The sequence below is a fragment of the Streptomyces sp. McG3 genome, assembly GCF_018619185.1.
In the GTDB taxonomy this organism is placed as follows: domain Bacteria; phylum Actinomycetota; class Actinomycetes; order Streptomycetales; family Streptomycetaceae; genus Streptomyces.
Window position 1 is genome coordinate 1 of record NZ_JAAXYC010000206.1, and the last position, 14,224, is coordinate 14,224.

At 73.0% G+C, this 14,224-nt stretch carries 13 protein-coding genes; 7 read left to right on the plus strand and 6 right to left on the minus strand.

The window, feature by feature from the left end; all coding sequences use genetic code 11:
- A partial coding sequence (locus HET64_RS26855) for a class I adenylate-forming enzyme family protein (RefSeq protein ID WP_215109742.1) occupies positions 1-1,054 on the plus strand: 1,054 nt, incomplete at its 5' end.
- A gap of 93 nt (positions 1,055-1,147) precedes the next feature.
- Here the strand turns inward: HET64_RS26855 and HET64_RS26860 are convergent.
- Positions 1,148-1,669: an EF-hand domain-containing protein gene (locus tag HET64_RS26860; RefSeq protein ID WP_215109743.1), complete on the minus strand. Its 522-nt coding sequence runs from the start codon at positions 1,667-1,669 to the stop codon at positions 1,148-1,150.
- An 84-nt stretch (positions 1,670-1,753) separates the two neighbouring features.
- The gene (locus tag HET64_RS26865; protein ID WP_215109744.1) at positions 1,754-2,128 is read right to left on the minus strand and encodes an STAS domain-containing protein; all 375 of its coding nucleotides are present in this window, start codon (positions 2,126-2,128) and stop codon (positions 1,754-1,756) included.
- Positions 2,129-2,459: 331 nt separating this feature from the next.
- Here HET64_RS26865 and HET64_RS26870 point away from each other — a divergent pair, with 331 nt between their 5' ends.
- Together HET64_RS26870 and HET64_RS26875 are read left to right on the plus strand one after the other, a co-directional pair.
- A complete protein-coding gene (locus tag HET64_RS26870) occupies positions 2,460-3,053 on the plus strand; it encodes an RNA polymerase sigma factor (protein WP_215109745.1) in 594 nt (197 codons plus the stop codon).
- Positions 3,050-4,576 carry a zf-HC2 domain-containing protein gene (locus HET64_RS26875; RefSeq protein ID WP_215109746.1) on the plus strand — a complete coding sequence of 509 codons (1,527 nt, stop codon included), beginning with the start codon at positions 3,050-3,052 and terminating at the stop codon, positions 4,574-4,576. Before HET64_RS26870 ends, HET64_RS26875 begins: the two co-directional genes overlap by 4 nt.
- 116 nt (positions 4,577-4,692) lie before the next feature.
- Here HET64_RS26875 and purU read toward each other — a convergent pair whose 3' ends face one another.
- Both purU and HET64_RS26885 read right to left on the minus strand, forming a co-directional pair.
- Positions 4,693-5,589 carry a formyltetrahydrofolate deformylase gene (purU, locus tag HET64_RS26880; RefSeq protein WP_215109747.1) on the minus strand — a complete coding sequence of 299 codons (897 nt, stop codon included), beginning with the start codon at positions 5,587-5,589 and terminating at the stop codon, positions 4,693-4,695.
- A gap of 28 nt (positions 5,590-5,617) precedes the next feature.
- Positions 5,618-6,064, minus strand: coding sequence for a hypothetical protein (locus HET64_RS26885; RefSeq protein ID WP_073740564.1), 447 nt, complete (start codon positions 6,062-6,064; stop codon positions 5,618-5,620).
- A gap of 174 nt (positions 6,065-6,238) precedes the next feature.
- Between HET64_RS26885 and HET64_RS26890 the strand changes: the two genes are divergently transcribed.
- Entirely contained in the window at positions 6,239-7,510 is a 1,272-nt protein-coding gene (locus HET64_RS26890; RefSeq protein WP_215109748.1) for an ABC transporter substrate-binding protein, read from the plus strand.
- Positions 7,511-7,553: 43 nt separating this feature from the next.
- Here HET64_RS26890 and HET64_RS26895 read toward each other — a convergent pair whose 3' ends face one another.
- Positions 7,554-9,197 carry a hypothetical protein gene (locus HET64_RS26895; protein WP_215109749.1) on the minus strand — a complete coding sequence of 548 codons (1,644 nt, stop codon included), beginning with the start codon at positions 9,195-9,197 and terminating at the stop codon, positions 7,554-7,556.
- 187 nt (positions 9,198-9,384) lie between these two features.
- Positions 9,385-10,767: a transcriptional regulator gene (locus HET64_RS26900; RefSeq protein WP_215109750.1), complete on the minus strand. Its 1,383-nt coding sequence runs from the start codon at positions 10,765-10,767 to the stop codon at positions 9,385-9,387.
- A gap of 290 nt (positions 10,768-11,057) precedes the next feature.
- On the opposite strand from HET64_RS26900, the gene HET64_RS26905 reads away from it, so the two are divergent.
- The 3 genes from HET64_RS26905 to HET64_RS26915 form a co-directional block, all read left to right on the plus strand.
- A complete protein-coding gene (locus tag HET64_RS26905; protein WP_215109753.1) occupies positions 11,058-11,744 on the plus strand; it encodes a bifunctional DNA primase/polymerase in 687 nt (228 codons plus the stop codon).
- Between the two features lie 84 nt (positions 11,745-11,828).
- Positions 11,829-12,668, plus strand: coding sequence for an ABC transporter ATP-binding protein (locus HET64_RS26910; RefSeq protein WP_215109751.1), 840 nt, complete (start codon positions 11,829-11,831; stop codon positions 12,666-12,668).
- Positions 12,665-14,224: transporter (locus HET64_RS26915; RefSeq protein ID WP_215109752.1), on the plus strand; the 1,560-nt coding region annotated here is incomplete at its 3' end. The genes HET64_RS26910 and HET64_RS26915, both read left to right, overlap by 4 nt.

Genomic DNA, 14,224 nt, shown 5'->3' on the forward strand with positions numbered 1-14,224 from the left:
GGTCCGCTGGATCTACTGGACCTCCGGCACCACCTCCGACCCCAAGGGCGTCCTGCACACCGACCGCTCCCTGATCGCGGGCGGCTCCTGTCTCGCCCACGCCCTGGAGCTCTCCGCCGGCGACGTGGGCTCGATGGCGTTCCCGTACGCCCATGTCGCCGGGCCCGACTACACGGTGATGCTGCTGCTGTACGGGTTCCCCGCGGTGATGTTCGAGCAGTTCGCGCTGCCGGACGCGCTGGCGGAGTACCGGCGGCACGGGGTGACGGTGGCGGGCGGGTCGACGGCGTTCTACGCGATGTTCCTGGCCGAGCAGCGCAAGGCGCCGGACCGGCCGCTCATCCCCTCCCTCCGCCTCCTCGCGGGCGGTGGGGCGCCGAAGCCGCCGGAGGTCTACCACGCGGTGGTGCGGGAGATGGGGGTCCAGCTCACCCACGGCTACGGCATGACCGAGGTCCCGATGATCACCATGGGCGCCCCGGGCGACACGACGGAGAACCTGGCCCTGACCGAGGGACGGCCCCCGGAGGGCATGGAGATCCGGATCGCCGACGAGCACGGCAAGCCGCTCCCGTACGGCGCCGAGGGCGAGGTGCGGCTGCGCGGGGAGGCGGTCTGCCGTGGCTATCTGGACGCCGGGGCCTCCGCCGCGGCCTTCGACGCCGAGGGGTTCCTCATCACCGGGGACCTGGGGCGGCTCCAGGAGAGCGGACACCTCACGCTCACCGGCCGGCTGAAGGACATCATCATCCGCAAGGGCGAGAACATCTCCGCCAAGGAGATCGAGGACCTGCTCCACACGCACCCCGCCGTCGCCGACGCGGCGGTCATCGGGCTGCCCGACCCGGAGCGCGGTGAACGCGTCTGCGCGGTGGTCGAACAGCCGCCGGGCGCACCGCCCCTGACCCTGGCCGCGCTCTCCGCCCACCTGCGGGAAGCGGGCCTGTCCGTCCACAAGGTGCCCGAGCAGTTGGAGGTCCTCGACGCGCTGCCCCGTAACGAGACGCTGCGCAAGGTGCTCAAGTACCGGCTGCGGGAACGGTTCGGCGGGTGAGGCGGGCAGGGCGGCGGAGCCGGGTGCCACAGGCGTCACGGGAACGGCGGGCGTCACGGGGGCGGCGCGCCGTCCCCGTGACGCCCGGGATCGCTACGCGTCCGGCTCGATCACCGTGAAGTACACGGCGAACGCCGCCACCACATCGCTCTCGGCGATCAGCCCGTCCCGGTCCGTGTCCAGGCTCTGGGCGGCGATGCCCGCGATCTCCGCGCTGGCCCCGAGGACCCGGAGCGCCCGCTCCACGTCCGCGACCGCCGCCCTGCCGTCGTTCCCGCCGTCCGCGACCGCGATGGTCGCCCGCAGGAACGGCCGGGCGATCTCGGCGAACCGCCCGGGATTGTCCCGGAGCCGCTTCACCGCCCCGCCCACGAACTCCTCACGGGTGACCCGCTGGTCCCCGTCCACATCGGCGATCCCCGCCATGCCCTGCCAGAAGGCCTCGGCACCGGTGTAGAGCGCCTGGCCCTTGTCGCAGCGGGCCGTCGTACCGAACTCGGTGAGCAGACGGGCCGCTGCGGCATTGAAATCGGCACGATCGATATAGCCGTTGCCGTCCTGGTCGAAGGCGGCGAAGCGGTGCGCGATCTTTCGCTCGTACTCTGCGCTGTCCATGCGGGGAGCGTACGACGCCCGGGGCGCTCACGTGTCACCGAGCAGCGCCTCCTGTGTGACAACCTCGCATCGGAGGCGGCCGCTTCAGGCGCTCATCGGCCTGCACTCCTCGTCGGTGGCGGACCGCGCGTCCGGGTAGACGTCGAACAGCCGGCGCACCCCGAGCGCCCCGAGCACCTTGTTGACGTGCGAACCGTCCTCCGCGCCCCGGGCCGGGAGAATCAGCCGCAGCCGGCCGCCGCAGGACTTCATCAGCCGGCGCGAGGCGATCAGCACACCGACACCGCTGGAGTCGCAGAAGAACACCTCGGACAGGTCGAGCACCACATCGTGCTGCCCCTCCGCCACCGCCTCGTGGACGGACTGGCGCACGACGGGTGAAGTCACCAGATCAAGTTCGCCGCTCATCCGCAGCACGGTCCAGGAGCCCTGCTCCGCCTCGTCCACCTTCAGCGTCACGCGACTGGACCTCTCGTTCCGGGGCTTCCGGCAATCCGGAAGTTTCCGTTCCTCCTCGCGGCTGCCCAACCGCACCCCCATGAAACACCGACGCGCCGATCGACGCGCAGGAGATTTTCGGCGGAAAGGAGCACTTCGGGCCGTTTCCGCTGCTCAGAGCTGACAGCGAGGCATCCGGGCCGAAAATCGACTACCGTCGTCGGCCACGCGCCGCGGGAAGAGAGTTGCCGCAAAGGCGCGTGCATCGCCCGCCCGGCGGACTACATTCGGTCCTCACGGGCACAGGGTGGATCACGGAGTTCGGGTGACAGGGCCGGGGGCTGGGGGGTTCATGGCAAAGGAGACGGCACCCCGCTGGGACCGCAGGATGCAGCAGAGGCTGGCCCGCGGCGAGGCGGCGGCGCTCGGCGAGCTCTACGACCGGTTCGCGGCCCTCGTCCACAGCCAGGCGCACCGGATGCTCGACGACGAGGACGCCGCCGACCTGGTGACCCGCGAGGTCTTCGCCCAGGTCTGGGAGAACCCCGAGGCGTACGACCCGAAGCAGGGCTCGATGCGCTCCTGGGTGGCCCGCCTCACCCACCGCCAGTCCGTCCAGCGGCTGCGCCGCGCGGCGGTCTCCTCGTACGCGGCGGAGCACGGCGAGGGCGCGGCGCCCGACCCGGAGGAGCTGGAGCGGCGGGTGCGCAGCGCCACGGCCGCCGCCCGCGCCGACTACATCGTCTCCTCGATGCCCGCGCCGCTGCGGCAGGCCCTGGAACTGGCGTACATCCATCGCCGGGACTACCGGCAGACCGCCGCCGACCTCGGGGTGACCGAGGACGAGGCGCGCCGCCGGCTCCGGCTGGGGCTCCAACTGCTCTCCACGGCGAACGCCCGCCCGCTCGAAGGGTCCTCGCCACCCGGTTACGGACGGGTCCGGTGAGCGGCGACGGACGCGAGAGCGAGGGAGGCGAGGAGGAGGTGCGCGGCGCCCGCCGGATACCGGGCCCGCGCGGGGCGGCGGACGACCTCGACCTGGAGTCCATGCCACGCCCTCCCCTGCCACCGCCCGGACCGGCGGCCCCCGACGAGGCCGTGCCGGAGCAGTCCGAGCCGGCGGCCACCCCGGAGCAGGTCGCACCGAGCAGGGCCGTCCCGGACCATGCCAGGCCTGAACCGTCCGGACCTGAACTGTCCGAACCGGAGTCGTCCGGACCGGAACAGGCCGTCCCGGAACAGGCCGTCCCGGAACAGGCCGTCCCGGAACAGGCCGGACCGGAACAGGCCGGACCGGAAGAAGCCGCACCGGACCATGCCGTCCCGGAGCCGCTCATGACCTCCACCTCCGCCGCCGCCTCGGGTGTCGACCTCCCCCACCGGGTCCTCAAGGCCCTCCTCGGCGCCTGGGCGCTGTCCGCCTGTTCGGCCGAGGAGACCGCCGCCGTGGAGGACCACCTCACCGCGTGCGCCCCGTGCGCGGACGAGGCGCTGCGGCTGCGGGACGCGGTGGGGCTGCTGCACACCGACGGCTCCCTGGATCTCGACCCGACGCTCCGGTCCCGGGTGATGGACGGCTGCCTGGGCCGCCGCCCGGCCCGGATCCCGGTGCCGGAGTGCGCCGCCCCGTACGACGCCGAGACCGCACGGCTCGACGCGCTGCTCCGCGACATCGGGGACTCCGAGTGGCACGCGCCGGTGCGCCTGCGGTGGTTCGAGGAGGAGCGCGAGGTCAGCCGCAGGACCACGGTCGCCGGGGTCATCGGCCACCTGATGGCGGTCGACGGGCTGCTGTCCGCCGCGCTCGGCCTCGACGACCCGCTCGGCGGCGGTGAGGCGCCGCTGGATCCCGCCGAGCGCACCGAGAGGTACTGGTCGGCGGGGCACCGGCCGCCCACCCGGGCCGTCCGCGAGCCCTGGCGGGCCCAGAGCCACGAGCTGATCCGCACGGCGTCCTTCGCCGGGCGGAACGTCGCCGAGGCCTCCGTCTCCTACGGGGCCTTCGCCCTGCCGCTCCAGGACGCGCTGCTGGACCGCGCCTTCGAGTGCTGGGTGCACGGCGGGGACATCGCCGACGCCGTCGACTACCCGTACCAGGCCCCGACGGCGGCCCATCTGCACCGGATGATCGACCTGGCGGCCCGGCTGCTTCCGGCCGCCATGGCGGGACGCCGCCGCGCCGGACTGGCCGGACCCGCGAAGGACCTCGTCACGGCCGGTGCGCCGGGCCGCTCGGTCCATCTGGAGATCGAGGGCCACGGCGGGGGCGACTGGTACATCGCGCTGGACTCGCCGGCCGCCCTCGGCTCGCCCGAGCGCACGGTGGCGCAGGTGGCCCTCGACGGGGTCGAGTTCTGCCGGCTCGCCGCGGGCCACATCTCGCCGGTGGAAGCGGCGGCGGGCCAGGAGGGCGACCGCGAGGCCATCCGCGACGTGCTGTTCGCGACGGCCTCGCTCAGCCGGCTGTAGGCCCGGCCGTACGGCGCCGGGTCCTACGCGAAGATCACCGTGCGGCGCCGGGTCCTACGCGAAGATCACCGTGCGGCGCCGGGTCCTACGCGAAGATCACCGTGCGGCGCCGGGTCCTACGCGAAGATCACCGTGCGGCGGCCGTTGAGCAGGATGCGCCGCTCCGCGTGCCACTTCACCGCGCGCGCCAGTGCCTGGCACTCCACGTCCCGGCCGATGGCGACCAGTTGGTCCGGCGTCACGTCGTGCCCGACGCGCTCGACCTCCTGCTCGATGATCGGGCCCTCGTCGAGGTCGGCGGTGACGTAGTGCGCGGTCGCGCCGATCAGCTTCACCCCGCGCGCGTGCGCCTGGTGGTAGGGCTTGGCGCCCTTGAAGCTCGGCAGGAACGAATGGTGGATGTTGATGATCCGCCCGCTCAGCTGCTTGCACAGGTCGTCGGAGAGGACCTGCATGTAGCGGGCGAGGACGACCAGCTCGACGTCCTCCTCGCGAACCAGCTCCAGCAGTCGCGCCTCGGCCTCCGCCTTGTTGTCCTTCGTCACCGGGAGGTGCCGGAAGGGGATGCCGTACGAGGCGACGAGCTCGGCGAAGTCCGTGTGGTTGGAGACGACGGCCGCGATCTCGACCGGCAGCGCCCCGGTGCGGGAGCGGAACAGCAGGTCGTTGAGGCAGTGGCCGAACTTGCTGACCATCAGCACGATCCGCATGCGCTCCGCGGACCGGTGGATCTGCCACTCCATCCGGAAGGCCTCCCCGATCGCGGCGAAGCTGGCGCGGAGCTTGTCCACCGTCACGGTGGCGTCGGCCGAGAAGTGGACGCGCATGAAGAACAGACCCGTGTCGTGGTCCCCGAACTGCTGACTGTCCTCGATGTTGCAGCCGGTCATGAAGAGGTAGCTCGACACGGCGTGCACGATGCCCTGTTTGTCGGGGCAGGAGAGCGTGAGGACGTACTGCTCGGTCGCGGCGGCGTCCGAGGCGGCGGAGGGGGCGGGCTGCGGCGCGGTCATCCCCGTAGGGTGCCACACCCGCCCGGTCTCAGGCCGCTCTGGTCATGATGCGGATGACGTCCAGCGAGCGCGGCGGAATGTCCGGATCCTCCGCGTCGTTGGTGGCGAGCATCACATGGGCCTCGCGGGCCGCGTGGACGGCCTCGGGCCAGCCGTGGTGCTCCAGATAGGCGGAGACGGGGGCGTCCGCGCCGACCTGGTGCATGATCCGCAGCACCCGCAGGGCGGCGGCGTCCACGGCGGCGGCCTCGGCGGAGTCCCTGAATATGGTGCCGACGTACTTCTCGGCGGACCAGTTGTCGAGCCAGGTGTCCTCGACCAGGCGGTACACGGCGTCGGTGACGTCCCCGTACCCTTCCCGGCCGGCGAGCCAGCACTCGTGGTGGAAGGCGGGGTCGGAGAGCATGTGCAGCGCCGAGCGCACGTTGGTGCGCCAGCGCCACCACGGCATGTCAGTGAGCGGCATGCCGCCCATGGTGGAGGAGCGACGGCCGCGACGGGAAGAGTTCTCCGAACCTTGCTGCACGGTGCTCGATCGTACGTTCCTTCACCGCGTCCCCGCACGGGCCCCCGTAATTCACCTGGACGTCACCGTGCGTTGAGAACCGCACACCGCGCCGTTACCCGGGGCCCGGAAGGGTCCAGGTCCATGACCGGACGGCGACGCCCCACCTTTCCCCGCCCCTTCCCGGGCGTCATCAGCGCGGCGGCGGCGGGGGCGGTGCTGCTGTCCGGCTGCGGTGTGCTCCCTGGGGCCTCGGGGGGGTCCAGGGAGCCCGTCACCGTGATGACGTGGGCGCCCGACCGGTCGGAGGACATCAACGCGGTGAAAATGGCCGGGGTGCCCGCCATGGCGCAGACGTACGCCCGCTGGGTCAACGACACCGGCGGCATCGACGGGCGCGAGCTGAAGGTGCTCGTCTGCGACGAGGCCGACACCCCGCTCGGCGCCGAGCGGTGCGCGCGGGAGGCCGTCGAGAAGAAGGTGGCCGCCGTCGTCGGCTCGTACAGCCGCCACGGCCAGAGCTTCATGCCGGCGCTGGAGGCGGGCGGCGTCCCGTACATCGGCGGCTACGGCGCCTCCACCGAGGAGTTCAGCAGCTACCTCTCGTACCCCGTCAACGGTGGCCAGCCGGCGCTGCTGGCCGGTCACGGACAGCAGTTGAGCCGCGGCTGCGAGCGGGTCTCGCTGGTGCGGCCCGACTCGATCGGCGGCGACGGCATGCCGCCGCTCCTGAACAACGGGCTGATGGCCGCCGACCGGCCCGCCTCCACCGACATCCTGGCCCCGCTGGACGCCACGTCCTACGACGAGCAGGCCACGCAGGCGCTGGAGCGGTCCGGCGGCGGCTGTGTGACGGCGGTGCTCGGTGCCCGTACGGAGACGTTCTTCGACTCCTTCCGCCGCCTGGAGCCGGACGGCGAGCAGGTCAGGATCTCCTCCGTGCTGGGCAGCGTCAGCCAGCCGCTCATCGACCGGACGGGCGGGCCGAACAGCCCCTTCGAGGGCGCCTACGTCACCGGCTGGTACCCGGACGCGAGGAACGCGCGCTGGAAGGAGATGCGCGAGGTGATCGGCAAGTACGCCTTCGGGGACAACCGCATCGACCCGGACGACACCGCCGTGCAGACGACCTGGATCGCGTACACGGCGCTGCGGGCGGCCGTCCGGGCGATCGACGACGAGAAGGTCACACCGGGCCGGGTCGTGGCCACCCTCAACCGGGGCGTCGAGGTCGACACCGGCGGCCTGACCCCGACGCTCCGCTGGCGCTTCGAGGACCTGGTCGGCACGTTGAGCTACCCGCGCATCGTCAACACGAAGGTGACGTTCCAAGTGGTCCGCGACGGCCGGCTCACCGCCCAGAAGAAGGGCTTCGTGGACGTCTCGGACGCCCTGACGGACGCCCCGCGCAGCTAGGGCCCTCCGGCTGGATCAGGTCGGATCATGCCGGGCCCGGGTCTCAGAGCTCGGTGAAACCGTGCTTGGTCAGGCCGTACTTCGCCGCGATCGCGTTCCAGAGCTTGGACGCCTCGCGCTTGGCCTGGGTGGCCACCCCGCTCTGCTGGTTGGCCTTGGCCGTCTCGCTCGTCGACCGGGCCTGGCCGCCCTTGCAGACGGACTTGTTCTTCTTGGCCTGCCGCGCCCAGGTCGCGTAGTGCTCGTCGGCCGCCGCCGAGGCCTTCCACGCCCGGTTCAGCGAGGCGGTCAGCTCCGCGTTCCGCGGGAGCTTGTCCACGGTCAGCCCTTCGAGCCGGGTCACCAGGTCGCGGCGCTGCTGGGCGGCGCCCTTGAGGTCGGTGTCGGCCTGGTCCAGGTCCTTGCAGGACTTGATCTTCTCGACCGCGCTGATCACCGCGGCCCGGCTGTTGTTGCTGTCGGCCAGCAGCTTGTCCAGCTCCTCGGCCTGCGGCTTCGCCGGGTCGGGCGCCGCCTCGGCGGTGGGCTCCGTGGCCGGTGAACTCTGCGAGGCGACCGGCTGCTTGTCGTCCTCACCGGAATCGTCGCCACCGCTCAGCAGCGCGCCCGCGCCGAGTCCGATGACGGCGCAGCCCACGACGACCGCGGCGATCAGCGGAACGTGTGCGGACCGCCGGCGCGGGGCGTCGCCGCTCTGCTGCGGGACCGGCCCGTCCTGCTCCGCGCGGCCCTGGAAGCCCTGGAGGCCGGACTGGTAGCCCCCGGGCGCCTGCGGCGGCAACTGGCCGCCCTGGGACTGCCGCTGGGGCTGGTGGGGCTGCTGGGCTTGGTGAGGCTGGGGCTGATAGCCCTGCTGCTGGTACGGGGACGGGGGCTGCTGCCCCGCGTCGAACTGCGGCATCTGCTGCGTGGCGCCCGCGGGTTCCTCGGAACGGAACAGGTTGTCGAACTCCGCGGGCGGCTGCCGGTCCCCCGGCGCGCCCGGCCTGATCCCGTACGGGGCCCCTCCGGGCACCGGGGGTATGTACTGGGTCGCGTCGGCGTCCCCGCCGCCCTGCGGGGGCCCCACGGGGCCGGGACCGCCCGGGACGGGCGCGATGTACTGCGTGGCGTCCGCGTCACCGCCGGGAACACCCTGACCGCCGTGGGCGCCCTGAGCGCCCGGCCCTGCCTCCGGCGGCAGCGGCTGCGCGTACGGCTGGGGCTGGGGCGGCTGAGGCTGCTGCTGGTGCTGGTGCTGAGGCTGATGGTGCTGCTGCTGGTGCTGGGGGTACTGCGGCGGGTACGGGCCGGGCTGCTGGGACTGCTGTTGCGGCAGCTGCTGAGGCTGCTGGTAGGAGCCGGGCTGCTGAGGCTGCTGGTACGCACCCGGCTGCTGAGGCTGCTGATACGCCCCGGGCTGCTGGTACGCCTCCGGGCCCGGCGACTGCTGCGCGGGCGGCAGGGGCTGCGCGGGCGGGTAGCCGTAGCCCCCCTGCGGCTGCTGCTGCGGTCCCGGCGGCCCCCACTGCTGACCCCACGGCTGACCGCCCGCGGGCGCCGCCTGCTCGCCCTGCTGCCCGCCCTGCCCGGCCCCGGGCGCCCCGGGGGTCCAGGGGGCTCCGCCGTCGGCAGGCAGCACGACACCCTCGTGCGCGGGTCGTGCGGCGGGGAGCTCGTGCTCGCCGCCCTGTCCGCTCTGCGTCACCGGGACTCCTACGTGTGAACCTACGGAACCGTCGGCTCACGCTATCGGGTGGCCGCCCGCCTCCGCCAAGCGCGTGGTGCCCCTCACGACCCCTTCACAGGGCCGGTAACACCCCGCGGCCCCGCGACGCTGTTAACGGCCGGACCGCCACGAACACGGCCCGGACCGCATCGGCGACCAGGTGTCCTCAAGCCGCCTGGAGCTCCAGCCGCTCGCCGAACTCCCGCACCGCGGGCTCCTCGCCGTAGGGCGTGAGCCGCTGCTGGAGGTCGTCGAGATATTCGGCGCCCCGGCTGGAGCGCACCGTCGACAGCAGCTCCATCGCCCGGGTGCCCGTGTGGCACGCCCGCTCCACCTCCCGCTGCTGCACCTGGGCCGAGGCCAGCAGCACCAGCGCGATGCCCCGGCGCCTGGCCCGGGTCTCCGGCAGCGCGGCCAGTGCCTCCTTCGCCCGCCGGGCCGCCTGCTCCGGCTGCCCCAGGTCCCGGTGGCAGTGGGCCAGTTCGTCCGCGAGGTAGCCCGCGTCGAAGTGCGCGATCCAGACCGGGTCGTCGCCGGACTCCGGGCCCGCCTGTTCCAGCGCGGCGACCGCCCGCCCCGACACCGCGTGGCAGGTCCTGGCGTCCCCGAGCAGCGCGTGCCCCCGGGCCTCCGCCGCGTAGAACATCGCCTGGGCGCGGGGGGTGACCTGCCCCCGGGCGCCTTCCTGCGCGGCGCGGGCCAGTTGGGCGATCTCGCGGGGGTTGCCGAGCTGGGCGGCGAGATGGCTCATCGACGCGGCGAGCACATAGCCGCCGTACGCCCGGTCGCCCGCCGCCTGCGCGAGCCGCAGCGCCTGGATGTAGTAGCGCTGGGCGAGGCCGGGCTGGCCGGTGTCGACCGCCATGTAGCCGCCTAGCTCGGCGAGCCGGGCCACCGCGCCGAACAGCTGCCGCCCCACCTGTTCGCGGTACGCCCCCGAAAGCAGGCCGGAGACCACGCTGTTGAGGTAGTGCACCAGCACCGGCCGCACATGGCCGCTGCCGAAGCGGTGGTCGAGGTCGGTCAGCGCGGCGGTCATCGCCCGCACCGCCTCGACGTCGGACATCCCGACGCGGGCCCCCGCCGTCCGCTCGACCTGTGCGTCCGGGCCCGAGATCAGCCAGTCCCGGCTGGGCTCGACCAGCGCGGACGCGGCGACCGCCGACCCGGTGAGCAGATCGCGGCGGCCGACGTCGCTGCGCCACAGCTCGCAGACCTGCTCGACGGCCCCGGCGACGGTGGGCGCGTACTGGAGGCCGACGCCGGAGGCCAGGTTCTTGCCGTTGGCCATGCCGATCTCGTCGATCGTGACCGTACGGCCGAGCTTGCGGCCCAGCGCCTCGGCGATGATCCCCGGGGCCCGGCCCCGGGGCTGCTGCCCCCGCAGCCAACGGGCCACGGAGGTCTTGTCGTAGCGCAGATCGAGACCCCGCTCGGCCCCGACCATGTTCACGCGGCGCGCGAGGCCCGCGTTGGAACAGGCGGCTTCCTGGATGAGCGTCTGGAGCCGTTCGTTGGGCTGGCGGGCTACGAGAGGCCTTGCAGCCATATGTCCCCCTGAAACATCGGTTATGTGCAGTGATCGGTGGAAGGGATCACTGCCCGTCACATACTCAAGAAATGCGCATATTCCATCGGCATTCGGTACGGCCATGGCACGTTGCACCGTCGCGGAGGTCCGGGAGCGGCCCTGGGCGGCGGTCCTGGAGGTGGTTACCCGCCGTTCGGTGCGACGCCTCACGCGCGCCCCCGCTCGTGCACCGATGCGCCCCGCGTGCAGGATCGATGCGCCGGGCCCCGGTTCAGGGGAGGCCGTAACCCCAGGTGACGGCGGCAGTTGTGCTGGGCGTGGAAGAGCCCATCGGAGTCACGGAAGCCGCACAGGTCCCTCAGCAGCGGGGCGAGCATCTGCTCGACGCCGCGGTGCGGTATGCGGAAGAGCGTCACTGGGACGTGTTCCCCGGCACCTGGCTGGAGGCGGTGGGCGGCGGGGAGCGGTGTTCGTGCGGCGACGCCGGCTGCGCCCTGCCGGGGGCCCACGCGGACCGGCCCGACTGGGCGGGCCAGGCGACCGGCAGCGGGGCCGCCGCCCGGCGCATCTGGAGCAGGCAGCCCCGCGCCTCGGTGCTGCTGCCGACCGGCCGGACCTTCGACGCGCTGGAGGTCCCGGAGTCCGCGGGGTTCCTGGCGCTGGCCCGGATGGAGCGGATGGACCTGACGCTGGGCCCGGTCACCTGCACGCCCGACCGCCGGATGCTGTTCTTCGTGCTGCCGGGCGCCGCCGCCAAGGCCTCCGAGCTGGTGCGCGGGCTCGGCTGGAACGCCGAGGCGATCGACCTGACCGGCCGCGGCGAGGGGTACTACGTCGCCGCCCCGCCCACCCGGGTCGGCTCCCGGGGGGCCGTGCAGTGGGCCCGGAAGCCCACCCACGCCAACCGCTGGCTGCCCGATGTGGACGAGCTGATCAGCCCGCTGGCGTACGCCTGCGCACGCGAGGCGGCCGACGCGCGTACGCGCGTTCAGTAGAGCGCCCGGACGGCATCTCCCGGAGCCCCGGTCAGGCCTTTCGTAGGGTGGTCCCCATCTATGGGGATATCGAAAGGCTGTGCCATGCCGGACCGGGCAGATGCACGTACGGAGACAGACGCGGCGACGGACGTGCCGGCGGGCGGTGCCCAGGAGGCGCGGCCCGCCGTCCGCGTCCAGGGGCTGTGGAAGCGATTCGGGGATCAGGTCGCCGTCGCGGGGATCGATCTGGAGCTGCCCGCGGGGAAGTTCGTCGGCCTGGTGGGGCCCAACGGGGCGGGCAAGACGACCACGCTCTCGATGGTCACCGGGCTGCTGCGGCCCGACCTGGGGAAGATCGAGGTCGCGGGCCACGACGTGTGGACGGACCCGGTCGAGGTGAAGTCCCGGATCGGGGTGCTGCCGGAGGGGCTGCGGCTGTTCGAGCGGCTCTCGGGACGTGAACTGCTCGCCTACAACGGGCGGTTGCGCGGCCTGCCGGGCGACGAGGTGGACAAGCGGGCCACCCAGCTGCTGGACGTGCTGGATCTCGCGGGCTCGCAGCACAAACTGGTCGTGGACTACTCGACCGGCATGCGGAAGAAGATCGGGCTCGCGGCGGCCCTGCTCCACAACCCCGAAGTGCTCTTCCTGGACGAACCGTTCGAGGGCGTCGACCCGGTCTCGGCGCAGACCATCCGCGGGGTGCTGGAGCGCTACACCCGGTCCGGGGCGACCGTGGTCTTCTCCAGCCATGTGATGGAGCTGGTCGAGTCGCTGTGCGACTGGGTCGCCGTGATGGCGGCGGGCCGGATCAAGGCGCAGGGCACGCTGGCCGAGGTGCGCGGCGACGCCCCCTCGCTGCAACACGCCTTCCTCGAACTGGTCGGCGCGGGCGGCCGGGACGCCGGCGACTCCCTCGACTGGCTGGGCGGCACCCGATGAGCGTGCTCGACGCCCCGGTCACCTCGGCCGCCCCCGCGGCGCCGACGACGGGCCTCACCCCGGTCTTCGTCCGGCTCAAGCTGACGCTGCTGCGCAACGGACTGCGGCAGTCCTCCGGGCGCAAGGCGGTGTTCATCACCTCCCTGGTCTTCACGCTGCTGCTCGCCGCGGGTCAGGTGCTCGGGCTGGTGCTGCTGCGCGGCAACGAGCACGCGGGCACCGTCGTGGTGCTGCTGACCGGTGTCGTGGCGCTCGGCTGGGCGGTGCTGCCGCTGTTCTTCCCGAGCGGTGACGACACCCTCGACCCGACCCGGCTGGTGATGCTGCCGCTGCGGCCGGAGCCGCTGATCCGGGCCCTGCTGGTGTCCTCGATGATCGGCATCGGCCCGCTGTTCACCCTGTGCCTGGTGGTCGGTTCGGCCATCGCGCTGGCGCACGGGGCGGCGGGCGTGGTGTTCGCGGTACTCGCGGTCCCGCTGACGATGCTGCTCTGCGTGGCCCTGTCCCGGGCGGTGGCCACGGCCAACGTCCGGCTGCTGAACTCCCGCAAGGGCCGCGACCTCGCCGTGCTCAGCGGGCTGGTGATCGCGGTCGGCATCCAGTTCGTCAACTTCGGCGCGCAGCGGCTCGGTCAGGCCGGCGGGCTGTCCACGCTGGAACCGGCGGGCGACGTGGTCCGCTGGCTGCCCGGCGCCTCCGCCGTGGCGTCGGTGGACGCGGCATCGGACGGTGCGTACGGGGTCGCGGTCGCCCAGCTCCTGATCACGGTGGCGGCCCTGGCGGCGCTGATGTGGTTGTGGCAGCGGACCCTGGTGAGGCTGATGACCTCGCCGGACGGTTCGACCCTGGCGGCGGCCGGACCGGCCCGTGAGGAGTCCGGCCGGGGCGGTCTGTCGGCGCTGCTGCCGGAGGGCCGCACCGCGACGGTGATGCAGCGCAGCCTGCGGTACGTGGCCCGGGACCCGAAGACCAAGGCTGCCTGGGTGACGGCGCTGGCGGTCGGGGCGATCGTGCCGCTGCTCAACGCGGTCCAGGGCACCGGCTCGGTCTACTTCGCGTGCTTCGCCGCGGGGATGCTCGGCATGCAGATGTACAACCAGTTCGGCCAGGACACCTCGGCCTTCTGGATGGTGGCGCTGACGATCTCCTCGCCCCGGGACGCGTACGTCGAACTGCGGGCGCGGGCGCTGGTCCTGCTGCTGCTCACCCTGCCGTTCACGCTGCTCGTGTGTGCGGTGACGGCGGCGGTGATCGGTGACTGGCAGGCACTGCCGGGAGCGCTCGGCCTGTCGTTCGCACTGCTGGGCTCGATGCTGGCGACCGGCGCGGTGGCCTCGGCGCTGTTCCCGTACTCGATTCCGCAGGAGGGCGCCTTCAAGAACGTGGTGCCGGGGCAGGGCGGCCTGGCCTGGATCTCGATCCTCGGCGGCATGGTGGCCGCCGCGCTGCTGGCCGCGCCGGTGATCGTGCCGACCATCTGGATGCACGTCACGGACCACCACGACGCGCTGTGGCTCCTGGTGCCGGGCGGGCTCGGGTACGGGGCGCTCGTCGGG

Bases quoted from the DNA above. Each gene is read 5' to 3' on its own strand.
- HET64_RS26910 (WP_215109751.1), top strand. From the start codon at position 11,829: ATGCCGGACCGGGCAGATGCACGTACGGAGACAGACGCGGCGACGGAC.
- purU (WP_215109747.1), bottom strand. From the start codon at position 5,589: ATGACCGCGCCGCAGCCCGCCCCCTCCGCCGCCTCGGACGCCGCCGCG.
- HET64_RS26870 (WP_215109745.1), top strand. From the start codon at position 2,460: ATGGCAAAGGAGACGGCACCCCGCTGGGACCGCAGGATGCAGCAGAGG.
- HET64_RS26860 (WP_215109743.1), bottom strand. From the start codon at position 1,669: ATGGACAGCGCAGAGTACGAGCGAAAGATCGCGCACCGCTTCGCCGCC.
- HET64_RS26890 (WP_215109748.1), top strand. From the start codon at position 6,239: ATGACCGGACGGCGACGCCCCACCTTTCCCCGCCCCTTCCCGGGCGTC.
- HET64_RS26900 (WP_215109750.1), bottom strand. From the start codon at position 10,767: ATGGCTGCAAGGCCTCTCGTAGCCCGCCAGCCCAACGAACGGCTCCAG.
- HET64_RS26885 (WP_073740564.1), bottom strand. From the start codon at position 6,064: ATGGGCGGCATGCCGCTCACTGACATGCCGTGGTGGCGCTGGCGCACC.